Below are 21,454 nucleotides of genomic sequence, written 5' to 3' on the forward strand. Positions count from 1 at the left end.
CCTGGTGGCGGTGCGGCGGTCAGACGGCGGCGGCGCGCGGCACTTCGCCGGGCGGCAGGCCCACCCCGAAGCGGCGGACGCTCTCCAGCAGCGAGGCGCGGCGCATGTAGCGGCGGGCCCGGTCGGGATCGGCGGCGATGGCGCGCATCTCGTCGTGCGACGCCTTGCGGCGGGCGTCGTCGGCCTCCATCAGCCGCTCGGTGTTGCGCTGGGTGTCGGCCTGGACGTACTCCACCGCGATCTGGTGGCGGATCCGGGCGAAGGCGTCGAGTTCGGCCTCCTCGTCGGCCTCGCCGGCGCGGATCCTGGCCAGCCGGCGGGTGAGGTCGACGGCGTCGTGGATGCCGCTGTTGAGACCGACCCCGCCCATCGGGCTGTTGATGTGGGCGGCGTCGCCGACCAGGGCGACCGGCCCGGCGCGGAAGCGCTCGGCCACCCGCTGGTGCACCTTGTAGATCTGGTGGTCCACGATCGGGTAGCCGCCGGGCAGCGGCGCCAGGCCCTGCATCTGCGCCTGGAGGGTGTCGGGGGCGGTCGCCTGCTCGCGGCTCGTTTCGGGCCGCACCGGCCACACCGCCCGCCACGACTCCGGCGTGCGCAGCAGGAAGAGCCACTCGTCGGGGTCGGCGATGTAGTTGACGTCGGCGATGCCGGGCAGCAGCGAGCGCAGGTCGACGCTGGTGCTGGCGATCAGGAAGCGCTGCGGGTAGGTGTAGCCGGTGAAGTCCACCCCCAGGCAGCGGCGCACGGTGCTGCCCGGGCCGTCGGCCCCCACCAGGTGGCTGCCGCGCAGCTCGTGCTCGCCGCCGGCGTCGCGGACGGTGACCGCGACGCCGCCGGCGTCCGCGCGCACCCCGGTGACGGTGGTGCCGAAGCGCAGTTCGACCAGGGGGTCGGCGGCCAGCCGCTCGTGCAGCATCCGGACCAGGTGCTGCTGGTTGAGCTGGAGCCGGTACGGATAGGGCGTCTCGTCGGCCAGCAGGCCGAAGTCGAAGGCGGCGACCAGCCCGGCCCGGCGGTCCCTGAAGTGGTACACGGGCACGACCAGGCCCTCGGCGTGCATCCGCCCGGCCACGCCGAGCTCGTCGAGCAGTTCGAGGGTGGCGGCGTGGAAGGTGGAGGCCCGCCAGTCGGTCCTGGGCACCGGGTCGGTCTCGACCACCGCGACGGGGATCCCGGCCTGGGCCAGGCTCGCCGCCGCGACCATCCCCACCGGCCCGGCGCCCGCGACGACGACCGGCTGCTCCGCGCGGGCGTGCGCGTGTGCTGTCATGCCCCTTAACGTCCCATACGTTCCGCAAAACGAAAAGGACGTTGAAGATACTTCTGCTATGTCGAAGAAATACCGGTCAGGTGTTGGGCGGCAGCTCCGTTCCGGCGCCGCGGCGGCGCACCGCGACCAGGTCGTGCCGGGCCTGCGGCAGGGTGCGCTCGGCCGCGCCCTCCACCGTGAACCCGGCATCGGCGATCATCTGCCGGTCGTCGGCGCCCGGCTGCCCCTCGCTGGTGAGGTAGTCGCCGAGGAAGACGGAGTTGGCCAGGTGCAGCGCCAGCGGCTGGAGGGAGCGCAGGTGGATCTCCCGGCCGCCCGACAGCCGCACCTCCACATCGGGGAAGCAGAAGCGGAACAGCGCCAGCACGCGCAGGCAGCGCTCCGGGGTGAGCTCCCAGGTGCCGGCCAGCGGGGTGCCCTCCATCGGGATCAGGAAGTTCACCGGCACGGAGTCCGGGTCCAGCTCGCGCAGCGCGAAGGCCATGTCGACGATGTCGTCGTCGGACTCGCCCATGCCCACGATCGCGCCCGAGCACGGCGACAGCCCGCCCGCCGCCGCCCGCCGCACCGTGTCCACCCGGTCGGCGAAGGTGTGGGTGGAGCAGATGTCGGCGTAGCGCTCCGCACTGGTGTTGAGGTTGTGGTTGTAGGCGTGCGCCCCGGCCTCGCGCAGCCGCTCGGCCTGCCCCTCGGTCAGCAGCCCCAGGCAGACGCAGACCTCCACCTCGGGATGCTCGCCCTTGATCGCCCCGATCGTCTCGCCGACCCGGCGGATGTCGCGCTCGCCGGGCCCGCGCCCGCTGGCCACCAGGCAGACCCGCTTGGCGCCCGCCCGCACCGCCTGGCCGGCCGTCGCCGCCGCCTCGGCCGGGCTGATCCAGGAGTACTTCAGGATGTCGGAGCCCGAGCCCAGCCGCTGCGAGCAGTACGAGCAGTCCTCGGGGCACAGCCCGCTCTTGAGGTTGATGAGGGTGTTCAGCTTCACCCGGCGGCCGAAGAAGTGCCGCCGGACCCGGAAGGCCGCCGCGACCACGTCGAACACGTCGAAGTCGTCGGGGCGCAGCAGCGCCAGCGCCTCCTCCCGGGTGGGGGCTTCACGGCGCAGGGACTTGTCCACCAGCTGATCCAGCCGGTCCAGGGTGTCGACCATGCCGCCAGTCTCCCCCGGCGGCGTCGAACGGGGATAGGCGCGCCGCCGACAACACCGGCCCGCCCGCCCTTGTCGCCGCCGTGCACGGCTCAGCCCGGCGGCGCCGCCACGGGCTCGCCCTCGACCACCGCGCAGGCCGCCGCGACGAAGGCGGCCAGCTCCCGCGAGCGCGACGCCTCCGGCCACGCCAGCCCCACCACACTCGGGCTGGCGTCCGCCACCGGGCGGCTGACCACGTCCGGACGCGCGTACCCGGCCACGTCGGACTCCGGCAGCAGCGCGACCGCCTGGCCCAGCGCCACCACCTCCAGCAGCTGCGCGGAGTCGTCCACCGGCGGGCCCGGCGGCGCGGGCGGCAGCGGGCCGCCCGGGCCCGCCGGGCGGTCGCGCCCCGACCAGTAGGCCGCCGACGCGGCGTCGGACCCGCTCCAGTACGGGAACGGCTCCCCGGACAGGTCGGCCAGCCGCAGCACCTCGCACCCCGCCAGCCGGTGCCCCGACGGCAGCACCGCGACCCTCGGCTCCTCCACCAGCGGCTGGAAGTCCAGGCCCCGGCGCGGGAACGGCAGGTGCACCAGCGCGGCGTCGGCGGTGCCGCCGAGCAGCATCCGGGTCTGCTCGCCCCAGCCGCTCACCACCACCTCCACCGAACCGCCCCGGGCCCGGTAGGCGTCCGTGATCGCGGTCAGCAGCGCGGCGTCGCCCTTGGAGGTGACCACCAGGCCGCCCGGACGCGCCCCGGCCCTGACGGTGCGGGCCACCGCCGCGTCGGCCGCCTCCAGCGCCACCCGCGCCTGGTCCAGCAGCACGCCGCCCGCGCGGGTCAGCGCCACCCGCCGGGTGCTGCGCTCCAGCAGCCGCACACCCAGCCGCGCCTCCAGCCGCCGCACCGCCTGCGACAGCGGCGGCTGCGCGATCCCCAGCCGCTCGGCCGCCCGGCCGAAGTGCAGCTCCTCGGCGACCGCGACGAAATAGCGGAGTTCCCGCAGCTCCACACCGCTCATATCCACCGAGTCTAAATCCGGGCCCAAACGGTATTTCCGTGCCGGCGGGCCCCGCTGGTGGAGTGGCGGCATGACCGAACCGACAGTGCGGGCCACGCCCGCCACCGACTCCCACCGCGGCCAGATCGCGCTCGTCACCGGCGCCAACAAGGGGATCGGCCGCCAGATCGCGGGCCGGCTGGCCGACCTGGGCATGACCGTCTACCTGGGGGCGCGCGACACCGAGCGCGGCACCAAGGCGGCGGCCGAGCTCAGCGCCGAGGCGCCGGCCCGCGACGTGCGCTTCGTCCGGCTGGACGTCACCGACCCGCAGACCGCCGCCGCCGCGGCCGAGCTGATCGGCCGCGCGCACGGGCGCCTGGACGCGCTCGTCAACAACGCGGGCATCAACCCCGAGGGCGGCACGCCCCCCACCGAGGTCGGCCTGGACCTGCTGCGCCGCGGCTTCGAGACGAACGTCTTCGGCGCCGTCACCGTCACCAACGCCATGCTGCCGCTGCTGCGGGCCGCCCAGGCGGCGCGGGTGGTCAACATGAGCAGCGAACTGGGCTCCCTCACCCTGGCCGCCGACCCCGGCCACCTGGTCGCCGGCCGGCGGCTGCTGGTGTACAACTCCGCCAAGGCGGCGCTCAACTCCATCACCCTCATCTACGCCAACGAGCTGCGCGGCGACGGGATCATGGTCAACGCGGCCAACCCGGGCTACTGCGCCACCGACCTCAACGGCCACCGCGGCGTGCTCAGCGCCGAGCAGGGCGCCGCGGTGCCGGCGGAGCTGGCCGCGCTGCCCCCCGGCGGCCCCACCGGCCGTTTCGTCGGTGACCGCAGCCCCGAGGGCACCTCGGTGGCGTCGTCGTCCTTCGGGGAGCGCATCGGCTCGGGGGCGGAGGTGCCGTGGTGACCGGCACGGCGTGAGCGGGCTCGCGGCCCGGCCGGGGACGGTTCCCGGCCGGGCCGCGGCATCACCGGGCGGCCCGCGGCCCGGCCGGGGCCGTGTGCAGCGACAGCCGCAGCTCGCCGCCGTCGACCAGGCAGTCCACCGGGTTCTGGTAGCCGCCGGACTCGCAGACGATGTCGTGCAGGCCGAGCGAGGCGACCACGCCGGCCGCCACCGTGATGCGGCGCAGCCGCCCGGTGTACTCGCGGTAGTCGCACGACAGCGGCTCGGGACGGGGGCCGGGCTCGTCGAACAGGCTCCAGCTCAGCCGGACGCTCACCCGCGCGTGGTGCTGGTCGAAGCGGAGCAGCTCGCGGTAGCCGGCCAGGGCCCGCTGCGCCTCGGCCAGCAGGTCGGCGGTGCCCAGGATCCGGTACACCTCGGCGGCGGGCAGGGTGGGGGCCGCGGTGCGGGCGATCACGGCGCCGTCGTAGCCGCTGGCGTCGGCGGTGATGATCGCGGTGCGCAGCCGCGAACGCAATCGGCGGAGGTTGGACTCGGTCTGCTGGATCTGCTCGGTAAGCCGCTCGACATCGGTCAACGCTGTCATCGGTACCCCACCTCCAGGCGCACAGGCACATGGCCGCCGGCGGGTCCCTCCACCCGTCGCGGGCGCCATCAACAATGGAAACTCCGTGAAGTCGGGGTGTCCAGACGGTTGCGGGAGAGGCTTGCGTCACCGCCGCTCCGCGCCGCCGCCGCGCCACCAGGACTGCGGCGCACGAACACCGCGGGATAAGGGAACACGGCGGCGAAGGAAGCGGCTCGGTGCTTTCTTGGGGGTGCCCGGTTGCCTAGTTTTGAAGCATTGCACTCCCCCACGGTCGAACCACCGGCCGAGCGACCGACGAGGAGCCTCATGCGGCCCTGGCCCGGATCCTTCTACCCCCTGGGCGCCAGCTACGACGGCACCGGCACCAACTTCGCCCTCTACTCGGAGATGGCCGACCGGGTCGAGCTGTGCCTGTTCGACGACGCCGGCCGGCAGACCGACAGCTGCGTGCTGGCGGAGGTCGACGGCGGCGTGCACCACGGCTACCTTCCCGGCGTCGCCCCCGGCCAGCGCTACGGCTACCGGGTCCACGGGCCCTACAACCCCGCCAGAGGGCAGCGCTGCGATCCCAGCAAGCTGCTGATCGACCCCTACGCCAAGGCCATCGACGGCGGCGTCGACTGGGACCCGTCCGTCTACAGCTACCGCTTCGGCGCCGAGGACCAGCGCAACCAGGACGACTCCGCCGCGCACGTCCCCAAGTCCGTGGTGATCAACCCCTTCTTCGACTGGGCCAACGACCGCTCGCCCAACACCCCCTACAACGAGACGGTCATCTACGAGGCGCACGTGCGCGGCCTCACCCTGCGCCACCCCGACGTGCCCGCCGAACTGCGCGGCACCTACGCCGGGCTGGCGCACCCGGCCGTCGTGGAGCACCTCAAGCGGCTGGGGGTGACGGCGGTCGAGCTGATGCCGGTGCACCACTTCCTCACCGACCACACCCTCGCCAAGAAGGGCCTGCGCAACTACTGGGGCTACAACACCATCGGCTTCTTCGCCCCGCACGACCGCTACGCCGCGATGGGCGCCCCCGGCAACCAGGTGCCGGAGTTCAAGGCCATGGTCAAGGAGCTGCACGCCGCCGGCATCGAGGTCATCCTGGACGTGGTCTACAACCACACCGCCGAGGGCAACCACCTCGGCCCCACCCTCAGCCTGCGCGGCATCGACAACCAGCAGTACTACCGGCTGGTCGACGACGACCCGCGCTACTACATGGACTACACCGGCACCGGCAACTCGCTGAACGCGCGCAGCCCGCACACCCTCCAGCTCATCATGGACTCGCTGCGCTACTGGGTCACCGAGATGCACGTCGACGGCTTCCGCTTCGACCTCGCCGCCACCCTCGCCCGCGAGTTCTACGACGTCGACCGGCTGAGCGCCTTCTTCGACCTGGTCCAGCAGGACCCCGTCATCTGCCAGGTCAAGCTGATCGCCGAGCCCTGGGACGTCGGCCCCGGCGGCTACCAGGTCGGCAACTTCCCCGCCCTGTGGACGGAGTGGAACGGCAAGTACCGCGACACCGTCCGCGACTTCTGGCGCGGCGAGCCCTCCACCCTCGGCGAGTTCGCCTCCCGCATCACCGGCTCCTCCGACCTCTACCAGGACGACGGCCGCCGCCCCTTCGCCTCAATCAACTTCGTCACCGCCCACGACGGCTTCACCCTCAACGACCTCGTCTCCTACAACGACAAGCACAACGAGGCCAACGGCGAGGGCAACCGCGACGGCGCCGACGACAACCGCTCCTGGAACTGCGGTGTCGAGGGCCCGACCGACGACGAGGAGGTGAACCGGCTGCGCGCCCGCCAGCGCAGGAACCTGCTGGCCACCCTGCTGCTCTCCCAGGGCGTGCCGATGCTGCTGCACGGCGACGAGATCGGCCGCACCCAGCAGGGCAACAACAACGCCTACTGCCAGGACACCGAGCTGTCGTGGATGGACTGGTCGCTGCTGGAGCGCAATGCCGACCTGATGGCCTTCACCGGCGCCGTCACCGAGCTGCGCCGCAGCCACCCCGTCTTCCGGCGGCGCCGCTTCTTCGTCGGCCGCCCGGTCCGCAAGGGCACCGAGCTGCGCGACATCGCCTGGTTCACGCCCGCCGCCGAGGAGATGACCGAGCGCGACTGGGACTCCGGCTTCGGCCGCTGCGTGGTGGTCTTCCTCAACGGCGACGAGATCAACGACCTGGACGCCCGCGGCGAGCGGGTGCGCGACGACTCCTTCCTGCTGTGTTTCAACGCGCACTACCAGGACATCGAGGCCACCATGCCAGAACCCGGCTACGGCACCGAGTGGGCGGTGGTCCTCGACACCGCCACCGGCGAGGTCTCCGCCGGCACCGGCGCGGCCGCCGCGGCGGCCGCCGCCGCCCCGGCCCGCACCGTCAAGGCCAAGGGCACCCTCACCCTGCCGGCCCGCTCCCTCATCGTGCTCCAGCGCACCGGGGAGCCCCAGTGAACGGCGGCGTGAGCGGCGGCGTGAGCGGCGGCGTCCCCGCCTCCACCTACCGCTTGCAGCTGCGCTCGGGCTTCGGCCTCGACGACGCCGCCGAGGTGGTCGACTACCTGGAGCGGCTGGGCGTGGACGCCGTCTACACCTCGCCGCTGCTGGCCGCCGCGCCCGGCTCCACCCACGGCTACGACGTGGTCGACACCGGCCGCACCTGCGACGGTCTCGGCGGCGACGCCGCGCGCCGCGCCCTGGTCAAGCGGCTGCGCGGCGCCGGGATGCGGCTGGTGGTCGACATCGTCCCCAACCACATGTCCGTCGCCGTCCCCGCCGCCAACCCCTGGTGGTGGGACGTGCTGCGGCTGGGCGCCGGATCGCCCTTCGCCCACTACTTCGACATCGACTGGGACCGCGGCCCGCTGCTGGTGCCGGTGCTCGGCGACGACGGCGACGGCGGCGCGGCCGCCCTCGCCGAACTGCGGCTGGACGGCGACCGCCTCGCCTACTACGACCACCGCTTCCCGCTCGCCCCGGGCACCGCTCCGGCCGACGGCTCCACCTCGCCCGACGCCGTGCGCGCGGCGCACGAGCGCCAGCACTACCGGCTGGTGTCCTGGCGGCGCGGCAACACCGAGCTGAACTACCGCCGCTTCTTCGACATCACCACCCTGGCCGCCGTGCGGGTGGAGGACCCCGAGGTCTTCGCCGCCGCCCACACCGAGATCCTGCGCTGGGTGGAGGCCGGCGAGGTCGACGGGCTGCGGGTGGACCACCCCGACGGCCTCACCGACCCCGGCGGCTACACCCGCATGCTGCGCGCCGCCGCCCCCGGCCAGTGGATCGTGGTGGAGAAGATCCTCGGCCCCGGCGAGGAGCTGCCCGCCACCTGGCCCGTGCACGGCACCACCGGCTACGACGCGCTGCGCGACATCGGCGCCGTCTTCGTCGACCCCGCCGGGCGCGACCCCCTCACCGCGCTCGCCCGCCGGCACGGCGTCCCCACCGACCCCGAGCGGGAGGAGTACGAGGCGCGGCTGCTGGCCGCCACCACCGTGCTCTGCGCCGAGGTGCGCCGCATCGCCCGGCTGGTGCCGCCCGCCGTGCAGTCCGACCGCGCCGAGCGGGCGGTCGCCGTGCTGCTGGCCTGCTTCCCCGTCTACCGCTCCTACCTGGCCGACGGCCGCGCCGCGCCGCTCACCGAGGCGCTGCGCACCGCCCGCATCCGCCACCCCGACCTCGCCGACGCCTTCGACCAGCTCGCCGCCCTGCTGCGCGCCGACCCCCTGGGCGAGCTCGCCGAGCGCATCCAGCAGACCTCGGGCATGGTGATGGCCAAGGGCGTCGAGGACACCGCCTTCTACCGGCTGAACGCCTTCGTCGCCCTCAACGAGGTCGGCGGCGACCCCGCCCGCTTCGGCCTCGACGACCCCGCCGAGTTCCACCGCACCAGCGCCGCCCGCGAAGCCGCCGCCCCCGCCACCATGACCGCGCTGTCCACCCACGACACCAAGCGCTCCGAGGACGTGCGCGCCCGGCTCGCGGTGCTCACCGAACTCGCCGACGAGGCCGCCGGCGCCATCGGCCGCTGGTCGCGGCGGACCGGACTGCCCGAACCCTCCCTGGACCTGCTCGCCTGGCAGACCCTGCTGGGCGCCTGGCCCATCGACGCCGACCGGCTGCGCGGCTACCTGCTCAAGGCCGCCAAGGAGGCCAAGCTCGCCACCTCCTGGATCGAGCCCGACACCGCCTTCGAGGAAGAGGTCGCCGCCTGGCCCGAGCGGGTGCTCGGCGACGCCGAACTCGTCGGCGAGATCGAGGTGCTGGTCGAGCGGATCACCCCGCCCGGCTGGTCCAACGCGCTCGGCCAGAAGCTGCTCCAGCTCGCCGGGCCCGGGGTGCCCGACGTCTACCAGGGCACCGAGCTGTGGGACCACTCCCTGGTCGACCCCGACAACCGGCGCCCCGTCGACTACGCGCTGCGCCGCGAACTGCTCGACCGGCTCGACGCCGGCCTGGTGCCCGAACTGGACGCCACCGGCGCCGCGAAGCTGCACCTGGTCCGGCACGTCCTGCGGCTGCGGCGCGAGCGGCCCGGCCTGTTCACCGGCTACCTGCCGCTGCCCGCCGACGGCCCCGCCGCCCGGCACGCCGTCGCCTTCGCCCGCGGCCGCGAGCCGGGGGTGGTGGCGGTGGCCACCCGGCTGCCCGTCGGACTGGCCGCCTCCGGCGGCTGGCGCGGCACCGTGCTCCCGCTGCCGCCGGGCGGCTGGACCGACGTCCTCACCGGCCGGCCCGCCGCTCCCCCCGGCCCCGGCGTCCCGCGGCCGCCCGTCGCGCTCCTCGCCGAACTGCTCGACCGCTACCCCGTCGCCCTCCTGGTCCGGGACGGCGCGTGACGAAGGCGATCGGTGGCGGCCCGGGACGCGCCCCCCTGCGTCCGTGCGGTGGCCCGGTGATCCGTGAGGGGCGCGCTCGCGCCTGGACGGACGAGGAGGAAGCGCAGCGACCGGCGGGGAGGGCGGCTCTTCCCCGGGGACACCCCGGACCCCTGGCGACGAGCGCGAGGCGCGCCGAACAGCCGCGCTCGGCGCGGCGGAAACTACACCGCGAGACCGCCGTCCACCGCGATCGCGGCCCCGGTGATGTACCGGCCGCCGGGGCCCGCCAGGTGCACCACGGTGGCGGCGACGTCGTCGGGGGTCCCGTAGCGCCCCATCACGGTCAGGCCGCGCTGGAACTCGGCGCCGGGCCCGTCGGCCGGGTTCATATCGGTGTCGATCGGCCCCGGGTGGACCACGTTGGCGGTGACGCCGAGCGGCCCCAGCTCCCTGGCCAGCCCCTTCGTCATCCCCACCATGGCGGTCTTGCTCAGCGCGTACAGGGTCGCGCCGGGGAAGGCGACCCGGTCGGCCAGGCAGCTGCCGATGGTCACGATCCGGCCGCCCACGCCCAGGTGGCGGGCTGCCGCCCGCGAGGCGGCGAAGGGCGCGTGCACGTTGACCGCCAGCATCCGCTCAACGTCGGCCGTCAGCACCTGGTCCAGGGGAGCGATCAGCCCCATCCCCGCATTGTTGACCAGCACGTCCAGCCGACCGAAGGCGGCCGCCACGTGGTCCACCGCCGCCGCGACCGCCTGCGGGTCCGCCGCGTCAGCCCGCACCGCCAGCGCCCGCCGGCCGTAGGACTCCACCTCCTTGGCCACCCGCCCGGCCGCCTCGGCGCCCTCGCGGTAGGTGACCGCCACGTCCGCGCCGGCCTCGGCCAGCCGGACCGCCACCGCCGCCCCGATGCCCCGGCTGCCGCCCGTCACCAGGGCGGCCCTGCCGTACAGGGGCGGAACCTTCGTCGCGGAGTCCGGCCGCCCGGCCGACTCCGCCGTCGTCGTCTCTGTCATGCCTCCATGCTGGCCGCGCCCGCGGCGCGGCGCTGGCGGCGGTCGGACACGGCGGTGGCCCATACCCGACGCCGAAGTGAAGGATCGACCACGTTCGGCGCGCGCCGGTGTCTGGACTGACGGAGGCGCATCGCGACGAAGTCGTGATGCGCCGGAGGAGGGAAGACAGCGGGTCTGAGCGCGCCGAACCGCCGCGCCGAAGGCGCGGCCGGAAAGAACGGATGGTGATGCGGTGAGCAGCGAACCCGAGCCCTCCGCGAGCACTTTCGCGGTGTGGGCGCCCGACGCCTCCCGGGTGCGGCTGCGCGTCGGCGCTCCGGGCACCGACACCACCGACCACCCGATGGAGCCCGGCACCGGCGGCTGGTGGCACGCCGAGGTGCCCGGCAGCGGAACCGGCACCGACTACGCCTTCCTGCTGGACGACGACCCGGTCCCGCTGCCCGACCCCCGCTCCCGCCACCAGCCCCACGGCGTGCACGGCCCCTCCCGCCGCGTCGACCCGGCCGCGTGGACCTGGCACGACGCCGGCTGGCGCGGCCGTGCGCTCCCCGGCTCCGTCGTCTACGAGCTGCACATCGGCACCTTCACCCCCGAGGGGACCTTCGACGCCGCCGTGGACCGGCTCGACCACCTGGTGGACCTCGGCGTCGACCTGGTCGAGGTGATGCCGGTCAACGCCTTCGACGGCACCGCCGGCTGGGGCTACGACGGCGTGCTGTGGGGCGCGGTGCACGAGCCCTACGGCGGACCCGAGGGCTTCCACCGCTTCGTGGACGCCTGCCACACGCGCGGCCTGGGCGTGCTGCTCGACGTGGTCTACAACCACCTCGGCCCCTCCGGCGCCTACCTCAACCGCTTCGGCCCCTACTTCGCCGGCGAGACCGCCTGGGGCCCCTCCCTCAACCTGGACGGCCCCGGCTCCGACGAGGTGCGCCGCTACGTCATCGACAACGCGCTCGGCTGGCTGCGCGACCTCCACCTCGACGGGCTGCGGCTGGACGCCGTGCACGCCCTGCACGACCAGCGCGCCACCCACCTGCTGGCCGAGCTGTCCGCCGAGGTCGCCGCGCTGTCCGCCGGGCTCGGCCGTCCGCTCACCCTGATCGCCGAGTCCGACCGCAACGACCCGCGCACCGTCGCCCCGCTGGAAGCCGGCGGCCTGGGGATGGCCGCCCAGTGGTCCGACGACCTCCACCACAGCCTGCACGCCCGGCTCACCGGCGAGAGCCAGGGCTACTACGCCGACTTCGCCGTGCCGCGGGCCCTGCCCGCCACGCTGCGGCGCGCCTTCTTCCACGCCGGCACCTGGTCGTCCTTCCGCGGCCGGACCCACGGCGCGCCTGTGGACACCCGCACGGTGCCCGGCCACCGCTTCCTCGGCTACCTGCAGAACCACGACCAGATCGGCAACCGGGCCCGCGGCGACCGCATCACCGGCACGGTCTCCCCCCGGCTCGCCTGCTGCGGCGCCGCGATCGTGCTCTGCTCGCCCTACACGCCGATGCTGTTCATGGGCGAAGAGTGGGCGGCGAGCACCCCCTGGCAGTTCTTCGCCTCCTTCCCCGACCCGGAGCTGGCCAGGTCCGTCCGCGAGGGGCGCCGCCGCGAGTTCGGCCGGCACGGCTGGGGCGACGCCGAGGTGCCCGAACCGATGGACCCCGAGACCGTCCGCCGCAGCACCCTGCGCTGGGCCGAGCGGGACGAGCCCCCGCACCGCGAGGTGCTCGACACCTACCGGGCGCTGATCGCGCTGCGCCGGGCCCGCCCCGAGCTGGCCGATCCCCGCCTGGACCGGTTCGCCGTCGACGCCGACCCCGGCTGCCGGTGGCTGGTCCTGCACCGGGGGCCGCTCCGGCTGGCCTGCAACCTCTCCGCCGAGCCGCTGCTCGTGCCGCTGGACCGCCCCGTCGCCGCCGTACCGCTCGCCCCGTGGGGCGTCGAGGCCGCCGAAGGCGGGCTGCGGCTCCCGCCCGAGTCCTTCGCGGTCGTCGACCTGACCCGCTGAGCCCCCTCCGCCCCGGCCGGGGCGGCCCCTACGACACCTGGAGCCCTCCATGCTGCCCTGGTCCGCCGAGCTGGCCGGCCGCCTCGACCAGCACGTGATCGTCAGCGAGCGGCTGCGCGGCAACCCGCTCGGCGACCCGCACGAGCGCCCGGTCTGGGTCTACACCCCGCCCGGCTACGAGCGCGAGGCCGATCGGCGCTACCCGGCCGTCTACGTCATCCAGGGCTTCACCGGCCACGTCGCCATGTGGGCCAACCGCACCCCGTTCCGCCAGCCCTTCCCCGAACTGGCCGACGGCGTCTTCGCCCGCGGCGAGGCGCCGCCCGCCGTCCTGGTCTACGTCGACGCCTGGACCTCCGTCGGCGGCAGCCAGTACCTGGACTCCCCGGGCACCGGCGACTACCACTCCTACCTGTGCGACGAGATCGTCGCCTGGGTCGACGCCCGCTACCGCACCCTGCCCGACCGCGACCACCGCGCCATCGCCGGCAAGTCCAGCGGCGGCTACGGCGCCATGGTCACCGCCATGCTCCGCCCCGACCTGTTCGGCGCGCTGGCCACCCACGCGGGCGACGCCCTGTTCGAGGCGTGCTACGCCCCCGACTTCCCCTCCGTCGCCCGGATGCTGCGCGACCACTACGGCGGCGACTACGACGCCTTCCGCGCCGACCTGAGCGGCCGCCTGTTCGGCACCAAGGAGACCGACGCCAAGCTGGTCGAGATGTACGGCTACGCCGCCGCCTACTCAGCCGAGCCCGACGGCCGGGTCCGGCTGCCCTTCGACGGCAACGGCCGCATCGTGCCCGAGGTGTGGGAGCGCTGGCTGGCCCTGGACCCGGTGCGGATGGCCGAGCGCGAGCCCTACGCGCAGGCGCTGCGCACCATGCGCGCCATCTGGATCGACGCCGGCACCCGCGACCAGTGGTACCTGGACCTGGGCGCCACCGCCTTCCGCGAGGCCGTCGCCGCCGCGGGCGTGCCCGACGAACGCGTCCGCTTCGAACTCTTCGACGCCACCCACACCGCCATCGAGTACCGCTACGCCCCGGCCATCAGCTGGCTCTGCTCCTTTGCCGCACCTCCGGCGCGGCGGGTTCGGCGCGCTTAGACCCGCTGTCTTCCCTCCTCCGGCGCATCGCGACTCCGTCGCGATGCGCCTCCGTCAGTCCAGACACCGGCGCGCGCCGAACATGGCCGATCACTCACCACGGCGCTCTGCATGATTGCGGCTTCTCTCATACCTGACAGAAGATGGCAGCCTCTCCCGACACCATGGCGGTGCCGGTCGGCGAAATCCGCGCTGACCGGCCGGTACACCAGAAGGAGAGAGGCACCACCACGATGACCGCCACCCCGACCGCCACACTCGCCATGGTCAGCCTCGACTGCGCCGACCCGGCCCGCCAGGCCGCGTTCTACCACGAGGTGCTGGGCTGGGAGATCACCCACAGCCAGGACGAGTACGCCATGGTCAGCGACGGCACCACCTCGATCGGCTTCGGCCGCGTCGAGGGCTACCGGCCGCCGGCCTGGCCCGACACCGGCGCGGCCAAGCGCTACCACCTCGACCTCTACGTCGACGACCTCGACGAGGCCGAACGCCGCTGCGTCGCGGCCGGCGCCGGCCGCCCGGACTTCCAGCCCGGCGAGACCTGGCGTGTCCTCACCGATCCGGCCGGGCAGCCCTTCTGCATCTGCGTGAAGAGCTGAGCCTCCTGCCGCTATTGCAGGTCATCCGGAACTGAGCAGCGCGATGACGGCGCCGATCACCATGGACACGATCACGGTGACCGAGCCGAGGGCCAGCGCCGCGCGCAGCGAGATGGTGCGGGTCTCGCCCACGCCGTCGAACACGCTCACCGTGGCCGAGCCGTTGATCAGCTCGTCCAGCCGCAGCAGCCGCGCCGAACCGTTCGACCCGGCCCGCCGCTGACCCGGGCGCGGCGCGGAGGTGCGCGCGTGCGCGCCCGAGGGCAGCACCCCGGCGCGCTGCGCCAGTGTGGGCCGGGGCGCGGCGCGGCGGCGGCCGCCCCGCTGCCCGCGGGCGCCCCGGCCCGGGTCGGGCTGCGGGATGCCGAGCACCACGGTGGACAGCAGCTGGGTGGTCATCTCGGCGGTGAGCCGCTGCTCGGGCTCCTGGCGGAGCAGCCCGTCCAGCACCGGCTGCAGCGGGCCCGCCTCCTCCAGCGGCTCCGGTGCCTTCATCACCGCCGCCTGCAGGATCGCGATATAGCCCTTGCGGTCGTAGGGCGGGCGGCCCGACACCGCCGTGTACAGGGTCGCCCCCAGCGACCAGAGGTCGGACTGCTTGTCGACCTGGTCGGACTTGACCCGCTCCGGCGCGATGTAGGCGGGCGAGCCCAGGATCATCCCCGACTGGGTGATCGACGGATCGCCCTCCAGGGTGGCCAGCCCGAAATCGGTCAGCACCGCGCGGCCGTCCTCGCCGATCAGCACATTGCCCGGCTTGACGTCGCGGTGCACGATCCCGGAGGTGTGCGCGGCGCGCAGCGCGCTGACCAGCTGGAGGCCGATCTCCGCCACCCGCGCGTACGGCAGCGGGCCGTCCTGCTTGACGATCTCGGCCAGCGAGCGGGCCGGCAGCAGCTCCATCACGATCCACGGCCGCCCGTCGGCGTTCACCACGTCCAGCACGGTGACGACATTGGGGTGGGTCAGCCGACCGGCGGCCCGCGCCTCGCGGGTGGCCCGCGCGCACATCAGCGCCCGATCGGACTCCGACAGCTCCGGCGGCAGCTTCAGCTCCTTGACCGCGACATCGCGGCGGAGCAGTTCGTCGGTGGCACGCCACACGGTGCCGGCGCCGCCACCGCCGAGCCGGCTGCGCAGCCGGTAGCGCGATGCGAGCAGGCGGCCCTGGTCGCCGGTGGCCTCCGCGGCGCGCTCGTCGGCGCCTGCCGCGGACGGCGGAGCGGGCTCGGGCTCGTCGAAAACAGGCACGGAGTTCAACGTCATATGTTTCGGCGAACGACAGGCGGCGGGGGCTGGATCCGGAGTCTGGGCTGGTGCGGAGCCGCTGCTTCTCTGCAGCCGCTCTGCGCGTTTGGTCAGGTCACGATGGTTATAGCAGCTTATGGCCTTGGATCCGCAACCCGCCGCCGCCTCACCGCGGCGGCACGTCCGGAAACGGTCACCCATACTACTTGCCACACCGCGCCATCACCCGAGTAAGTGACCATGAACGCACGAAATGATCACGGATCGGTACCGGGCCGCAGGTAGCGGGCCCATCGGCCCCTACCCGCGGACACACCGCGGGCCGGGACGGCCCTGCCGCCGCCCCGGCCCGCCGGAACCGGAGGGGCCGGCCCGGCCCCCTCCGTCCGCTACTCGCCCACCGACTCGGTGCCCCGCTCGACAACGGACTCCGAGCCGCCGGCACCAGTGCCCGACTCACCGGGCGCCACCGGCGCCGGCAACTCGCCCTCCTCCGCCTCGCCCTCCCGCGGATCGCACGGCGCCACCTCGCCCTGGGCGATCGCCATGCTCAGCCCCCAGCCGCCGCCGTCGAAGACCCGGCTGGTCAGCACCAGGGTCTCCCCGGGCCGCAGCATCCCCTCGGTGATGGTGAAGCGGCTCCCGTCCGAGCCGGTCTCCATGCCCAGGGCGACGGGCCCGGCGCCGTCGCCGGGCGGCGGCGCCGGCTCGAACCGGCCCTCCTGGCAGACCATCCCGGCCGGCAGGTGGTCCACCTCGGCGCGCACACCGTGCTCGGCCAGCGCCCGCTCCAGCCCTTCGGCATCGGTGGGCTCGGCCACCTCCACCGTGATCGACCCGTCCGGCTGCGGCTCCACGGCGTAGGCCGGCGCCGCGCCGAGGCCGCCGAGCGCGAAGGCGCCCGCCGTCAGCCCCACCGTGGCCACCGCCGCACCGCCCACCAGGGCGAGCCGCGGCCGGAAGCCGAACCCGAAGCGGCGGCCGCTCGCCGCCGGCTCCGCCGCCGCCTCGGCGCGGGCCGCGACGACCCCGCGCAGCTCACCGAGCAGCCGCTCCTCGAACCCGCCCAGCGGTTCCCTCGAACCGTTCCCCGTCTGCATGATCAAGCCTCCGCACGTAGTGGGACTGCTGCGACCTCGGAAACGCCGAGCCGGGAGAGCCGGTCCTGGACCACCCTGCGGGCGCGGTGCAGCCGGACCCGGGCCGCGACGGCCCCGATCCCCAGCACCCGCGCCGCCTGGCCGGCGCTCAGCCCGTCCAGAGCCACCAGCTCCAGCACGGCGCGCTCGCCCTCGGACAGCCCGTCCATCGCGCGGTAGGCCCGGCGCGCCTCAGCCTGCGCGTCGATCCGGTCCACCAGCCCCGCGAGGTCGTCCTCGTCCACCAGCCGGCGCCCCGCCACCTGCCGCGCGGTGCGGTCCTCCTTCGCCGAGCGGCGGCGGTCGGCCGCCACCACATTGCGCGCCACCCCGTACAGCCAGCCCACCGGCCCGCCCCTGCCCGGCCGGTACGTGTGCGCCGACTCGATCACGGCGACGAACACGTCGGCGGTCAGGTCGGCCGCACGGTGCGGGTCGTCCACCCGCCGCGCCACGAACCGCTGCACCGCCGCCACATTCGCCCGGTAGAACGCCTCGAAGGCATCGGGGTCGCGCCCGATCAGCGCGACCTCGCCTCCGGCTCCTGGATGGGACACCTGCCAACTCCCTACACCCGACGTCCGTTCCTTCACCCGTACTTGGTCGCGGCGGGCCCGGGCGTTACACGGAAGCGGCCCCGGACACGGCGGAGCCCCGGCGGCGCGCCGTCAGCGCGCCCCCGGGGCTCCCCGCACCGCCGCGCACAGGCGCCGCGGTCAGGCCGCTAGGACCAGAGGGCGTCGGGGTCCACCTGGCTGACCGGTCCAAGGCCGATCTCCGCCAGCGGCCCCGCCACCTGCTCGGCATCGCCGACCACCACCGCGACCAGCTCGTCCGGGCGCAGGTACTCACGCGCGCCGTCGAGCATCTTCTCCGCGGTGAGCGCGTCGAAGCCGGCCCGCAGCCGGTCGATGTGGTCGTCGGGCAGGCCCTGCACCTCGATGTCGATCAGCACGTTCGCCACCGACCACACCTTGGAGTAGTTCACCGGCAGCCCCACCGTGCGCGACTCGCGCACCGTGGCCAGCTCGTCGTCGGTGACGCCGCCCTCGCGCAGCCGCACGATCTCGGCCACCGAGGAGGCGACGGCGTCCGCGGTGTGCCGGGTCTCCACCTGGCAGCTGGCGGTGAACTGGCCGCCGTTGCGGCGCAGGTCGAAGCGCGCCCCCGCCCCGTAGGTGTAGCCCTTCTCCTCGCGCAGCAGCAGGTTGAGCCGCGAGCCGAACATGCCGCCGATCACGTCGCCCACACCGTAGGCGGCCGGCAGGTCGGCCTCGGCCCGCGACGGCGCCCGGTGCGCCAGCACCAGCGCCGACTGCACCGAGCCCGGCCGGTCCAGCACCACGATCCGCGGCTGCGCCCCCTCGGCGCCGCGCACCGGCGCCGGGCTGGGCGGCTGCGCCCGCACCGTGTCGCCGAAGACCGAGCGGGCCAGCCCCTCGACGTCGACCTTGCCGAGGTCGCCGACCACGATCAGGGTGCCCGCCACGTTCGCCAGCTGGCGGCGGTGGAAGTCGACCACCATCTCCGGGTCGACCGCGTCCAGCCGCTTGGGCCCGCCATTGGCCGGCACCGCGTAGCGCCCCGCGAACAGCTGCGAGCCCACCGCCCGCGCCGCCAGCGACGACGGCACCGAGCACTCCAGCACGAAGGCCTCGCGGATCTGGTCGCGCCGCCGCACGATGTCGTCGGAGCGGAAGGCCGGGCTGCGCAGCGCGTCGGCCAGCAGCCGGGTGGCGTCCACGATCCGGTTCACCGGCACGTCGACGCCGGTGACGAAGCTGTCCCAGCCGACCCAGGACTCCCACTCCGCGCCGTGCCGCTCCAGCGCCGGCGCCAGCGAGCCATTGCCCTCCTGGCCGTCCTCCAGCGCGTCGCCGGTGAGCATCGCCACGCCGTACTGGTCCTCGGACTCGGTGAAGGCACCGGCCGGGTGCACCAGCCGGACCGAGGCGAAGGCCTGGCCGGGCAGGTCGACGGCGATCACGTCGCCGGCCCCCACCGAACTGCGCCGCACGGCGGGGAAGGTGTAGGGCTCCGGCGGTCCCAGGACCGGCCGGGACGCCATGACTGGCCGGGTCACGCGGCCACCTCCTCGGGCTCGAATCGAAGGGCCAGGCGGTTGGACGGGGCCAGCGCGTCGGCCGCCAGCGCCGCGACGTCCTCAGGGCCGATGCTCGCCCAGCGCTCCGGCCAGTCGAGCATCGCGCGGGGGTCGTCGAACATCTGCGCCGAACTGCTGAGCGCGTCGGCCAGGCCGCCGGGCGAGGCCAACGACTGGAGGTGGTCGCGCTCCAGCACCGCCCGAGCGCGCTCCACCTCCTCCTCGGTGACGCCGTCGGCCGCGGCCGCCAGCTCGTCCAGGATCGCCTTCTCCAGCGTGTCGCCGGAGACGCCGTCGCGGGCCAGCATGTTCACCACCAGCAGCGACGAGGTGTGCCGGAAGGAGAAGTTCATGATGTTGCCGTAACCGCCGGTGTCGACGGCCAGGCCGCGCTCCACCACCAGCCTGCGGTACAGCCGGCTGCCCTGGCCCCGGCCGAGCACGGCGCCCAGCACGTCGGAGACGTCGTACTCGCGCGAGCCCAGCTCGCCCACCCGGTAGGCCAGGAAGACGCCCGGCGCCGGGCAGGGCTCGACCACCGTCTCGCGCACCTCGCCGTCGCGCCGCGGCGCGATCGACGGGTCCGGGATCTCCGGCAGCTCCGTGCGCGCCGCCAGCCCGCCGAAGAAGCGCTCGACCCGGTCGCGGACGTCCTCCGGCTCCAGCGAGCTGACCACGGTCAGCACCGCGTTGTCCGGCCCGTAGTGCTGCCGGTGGAAGTCGAGGACATCGTCGAGAGTGGCGGCGTCCAGGTCGGCCATGGAGCCGATCACGGAGTGGTGGTAGGGGTGCCCGGCCGGGTACGCGTTGGCGAACAGCCGCTCCACCGCCGTGCCGTAGGGCTGGTTGTCGTAGCGCTCCCGCCGCTCGTTCTTCACCACGTCGCGCTGGTTGTCCAGCACGTCCTGGGTGACGCCCTCGCGCAGGGTGCCGAGCCGGTCGGCCTCCAGCCACAGCGCGAGGTCGAGGCCGTGCTCGGGCACGGTCTCGTAGTAGTTGGTGCGGTCGGTCGAGGTGGTCGCGTTGAGGTCGCCGCCCAGCCGCTCGATCGCCTCGAAGTGCCCGCCCTTGGGCACGTTCGCCGAGCCCTGGAACATCAGGTGCTCGAAGAGGTGCGCGAAGCCGGTGCGGCCGGCCCGCTCATGCCGCGAGCCGACCCCGTACCAGAGGTTCACCGCCGCCACCTGGCCGGTCGCCGCCGGCGCCGTGACCAGGCGCAATCCATTGGCCAGTGTGAACTGGTCGACTGTACTCGTGCTCACCGGCAGCTCACTGGTCGATCACCGCTTCTCCACCGTTCCTTCGGGGTTCATTGAGGTACGCCATCGTCCCGAGCCTACGGCCTAGCCCGAGCCTTCACTACCAGTCACGAACGCCGCCAGACCAGCTCGTCCGGCGGCGCCTCCGGGGCCACCGGCTCGCCCCAGCCGTGGAAGTTCAGCTCCGCCATCAGCCGTCCCTCGTCGGTCGGGACGCTGACGAGCACCGATCGCGGTAGGTAGCCGCCGTCGACCCAGACGATGAAGCCCACCGTCCGGGCCCCCTGCGCGTAGAGGTCCTGGAGCACCCGGAAGCTCGCCCCCACCACGCCCTCGGTGCGCATCGCCGCCAGCACCTCGAACCGGGCCCGGTAGCCGGTGGTGCGCTCCCCGTCCACCGTCCGCGTGCCCACCGGCACCAGCTCGGCGGCCGCGGCGATCATGCTCCAGTCGCGGATGCCGTTGATGGAGCGGATCGCCTCGTTGTACACCGGCGTCACCTCAGGCGGATCCTCCCAGTCTGACCGGGCCCGCCTGATCCACTCCGTACCGGGCGGCATCCCGTCCCGCGTGGGCGGGCGCAGGTAGACGGCGTTCCCAAGGCCGACGGCCCGCGCCGTACGGGTGGTGCCGCCGTCGCGGAACTCCACCGTGGTGGTGAAGTCGATCTCCTCGGCGGAGTGGAAGACGTACCCGCCCGTCACCGACGCCAGCCCGGCCCCGCCGAGGCTGCCCGACATGTCGAAGCGGGCGCTGCCCCGCGCCACCGCCGCCGACTCCATCGCCGCCACCAGCTGCGGCGGGCTGGTCGGCGTCCCGTCCGGCAGCACCGGCGCCGCGGACGTCGGCCCGGTCCCGGGGGCGCCACCGGCCTGTTCACCGGCCGGCGCGCCCGCCGCCGTACCGCTCCCGCTCGGCGCGGCGGACGGCGCCGGAGTCGGGGGGGTCGGAGTCGGGGTCGGGCCCACCGGCGACTGGACGCATCCGGCCGCCAGCAGCACGCCCGCGGCCGCCAGGGGAAGGAGCAGACCGCGCGTCATGCTCGTCTTCATCCCCGCGCGGGCGATCGACAACACGGCCCCGGAAACACAAATAGGCCCCCGAAGGGGCCTATCCGTGTGTTTGTTCGGCGGTGTCCTGCTCTCCCACCCCCCTTCGGGGGCAGTACCATCGGCGCTGGCAGGCTTAACTGACCGGGATCGGAACGTGACCGGGTGT

17 protein-coding genes and 1 rRNA gene are annotated in these 21,454 nt (G+C 74.3%); 6 read left to right on the top strand and 12 right to left on the bottom strand.

Features of this window, described 5'->3' with window-relative positions:
* Nucleotides 1–19 precede the first annotated feature (19 nt).
* The 3 genes from CLV72_RS27610 to CLV72_RS27620 form a co-directional block, all read right to left on the bottom strand.
* Entirely contained in the window at nt 20–1,273 is a 1,254-nt protein-coding gene (locus tag CLV72_RS27610) for an FAD-dependent oxidoreductase (protein ID WP_170141137.1), read from the bottom strand.
* Nucleotides 1,274–1,349: 76 nt separating this feature from the next.
* Complete coding sequence (gene bioB, locus CLV72_RS27615; RefSeq protein WP_106252173.1) at nt 1,350–2,423, bottom strand: biotin synthase BioB; 1,074 nt, start codon at nt 2,421–2,423, stop codon at nt 1,350–1,352.
* 89 nt (nt 2,424–2,512) lie between these two features.
* Nucleotides 2,513–3,427 (bottom strand): LysR family transcriptional regulator, encoded by a 915-nt coding sequence (locus tag CLV72_RS27620; RefSeq protein WP_106252175.1) that lies wholly within the window; start codon nt 3,425–3,427, stop codon nt 2,513–2,515.
* Between the two features lie 70 nt (nt 3,428–3,497).
* Here CLV72_RS27620 and CLV72_RS27625 point away from each other — a divergent pair, with 70 nt between their 5' ends.
* A complete protein-coding gene (locus CLV72_RS27625; protein ID WP_106252177.1) occupies nt 3,498–4,328 on the top strand; it encodes an SDR family oxidoreductase in 831 nt (276 codons plus the stop codon).
* A 61-nt stretch (nt 4,329–4,389) separates the two neighbouring features.
* Here the strand turns inward: CLV72_RS27625 and CLV72_RS27630 are convergent, their stop codons facing one another.
* Nucleotides 4,390–4,914, bottom strand: a complete 525-nt coding sequence (locus CLV72_RS27630; RefSeq protein ID WP_146159590.1) for a hypothetical protein — start codon at nt 4,912–4,914, stop codon at nt 4,390–4,392.
* Between the two features lie 309 nt (nt 4,915–5,223).
* On the opposite strand from CLV72_RS27630, the gene glgX reads away from it, so the two are divergent.
* Both glgX and treY read left to right on the top strand, forming a co-directional pair.
* Nucleotides 5,224–7,383, top strand: coding sequence for a glycogen debranching protein GlgX (gene glgX / locus CLV72_RS27635; protein ID WP_106252181.1), 2,160 nt, complete (start codon nt 5,224–5,226; stop codon nt 7,381–7,383).
* A gap of 8 nt (nt 7,384–7,391) precedes the next feature.
* Nucleotides 7,392–9,770: a malto-oligosyltrehalose synthase gene (gene treY, locus CLV72_RS27640; RefSeq protein WP_425428131.1), complete on the top strand. Its 2,379-nt coding sequence runs from the start codon at nt 7,392–7,394 to the stop codon at nt 9,768–9,770.
* 203 nt (nt 9,771–9,973) lie between these two features.
* Here the strand turns inward: treY and CLV72_RS27645 are convergent, their stop codons facing one another.
* Nucleotides 9,974–10,768, bottom strand: a complete 795-nt coding sequence (locus CLV72_RS27645; protein WP_106252183.1) for an SDR family NAD(P)-dependent oxidoreductase — start codon at nt 10,766–10,768, stop codon at nt 9,974–9,976.
* 232 nt (nt 10,769–11,000) lie between these two features.
* Here CLV72_RS27645 and treZ point away from each other — a divergent pair, with 232 nt between their 5' ends.
* The 3 genes from treZ to CLV72_RS27660 all read left to right on the top strand — a co-directional run bounded on the left by treZ (nt 11,001) and on the right by CLV72_RS27660 (nt 14,486).
* On the top strand, nt 11,001–12,776 hold the full coding sequence (gene treZ / locus CLV72_RS27650) for a malto-oligosyltrehalose trehalohydrolase (RefSeq protein ID WP_106252186.1): 1,776 nt from the start codon (nt 11,001–11,003) through the stop codon (nt 12,774–12,776).
* Between the two features lie 49 nt (nt 12,777–12,825).
* Nucleotides 12,826–13,884, top strand: a complete 1,059-nt coding sequence (locus CLV72_RS27655) for an alpha/beta hydrolase (protein ID WP_106252189.1) — start codon at nt 12,826–12,828, stop codon at nt 13,882–13,884.
* A gap of 233 nt (nt 13,885–14,117) precedes the next feature.
* Complete coding sequence (locus CLV72_RS27660) at nt 14,118–14,486, top strand: VOC family protein (protein WP_106252191.1); 369 nt, start codon at nt 14,118–14,120, stop codon at nt 14,484–14,486.
* Between the two features lie 21 nt (nt 14,487–14,507).
* Here CLV72_RS27660 and CLV72_RS27665 read toward each other — a convergent pair whose 3' ends face one another.
* From CLV72_RS27665 to rrf, 7 genes are all read right to left on the bottom strand, one after another.
* Nucleotides 14,508–15,737 carry a serine/threonine-protein kinase gene (locus tag CLV72_RS27665; RefSeq protein ID WP_245930477.1) on the bottom strand — a complete coding sequence of 410 codons (1,230 nt, stop codon included), beginning with the start codon at nt 15,735–15,737 and terminating at the stop codon, nt 14,508–14,510.
* Nucleotides 15,738–16,123: 386 nt separating this feature from the next.
* The gene (locus CLV72_RS27670) at nt 16,124–16,834 is read right to left on the bottom strand and encodes a hypothetical protein (RefSeq protein WP_106252196.1); all 711 of its coding nucleotides are present in this window, start codon (nt 16,832–16,834) and stop codon (nt 16,124–16,126) included.
* 2 nt (nt 16,835–16,836) lie between these two features.
* Nucleotides 16,837–17,430 (bottom strand): RNA polymerase sigma factor, encoded by a 594-nt coding sequence (locus CLV72_RS27675; RefSeq protein ID WP_106252199.1) that lies wholly within the window; start codon nt 17,428–17,430, stop codon nt 16,837–16,839.
* Between the two features lie 167 nt (nt 17,431–17,597).
* Nucleotides 17,598–18,941, bottom strand: a complete 1,344-nt coding sequence (locus tag CLV72_RS27680; RefSeq protein WP_106252201.1) for a M16 family metallopeptidase — start codon at nt 18,939–18,941, stop codon at nt 17,598–17,600.
* A gap of 11 nt (nt 18,942–18,952) precedes the next feature.
* Nucleotides 18,953–20,239 (bottom strand): M16 family metallopeptidase, encoded by a 1,287-nt coding sequence (locus CLV72_RS27685; RefSeq protein ID WP_106252204.1) that lies wholly within the window; start codon nt 20,237–20,239, stop codon nt 18,953–18,955.
* Between the two features lie 104 nt (nt 20,240–20,343).
* On the bottom strand, nt 20,344–21,066 hold the full coding sequence (locus CLV72_RS27690; RefSeq protein WP_146159591.1) for an SCO4651 family lipoprotein: 723 nt from the start codon (nt 21,064–21,066) through the stop codon (nt 20,344–20,346).
* A 294-nt stretch (nt 21,067–21,360) separates the two neighbouring features.
* Nucleotides 21,361–21,454, bottom strand: a 5S ribosomal RNA gene (rrf, locus tag CLV72_RS34025); the annotation flags it as partial.

It is taken from the genome of Allonocardiopsis opalescens (assembly GCF_003002095.1).
GTDB lineage: Bacteria > Actinomycetota > Actinomycetes > Streptosporangiales > Streptosporangiaceae > Allonocardiopsis > Allonocardiopsis opalescens.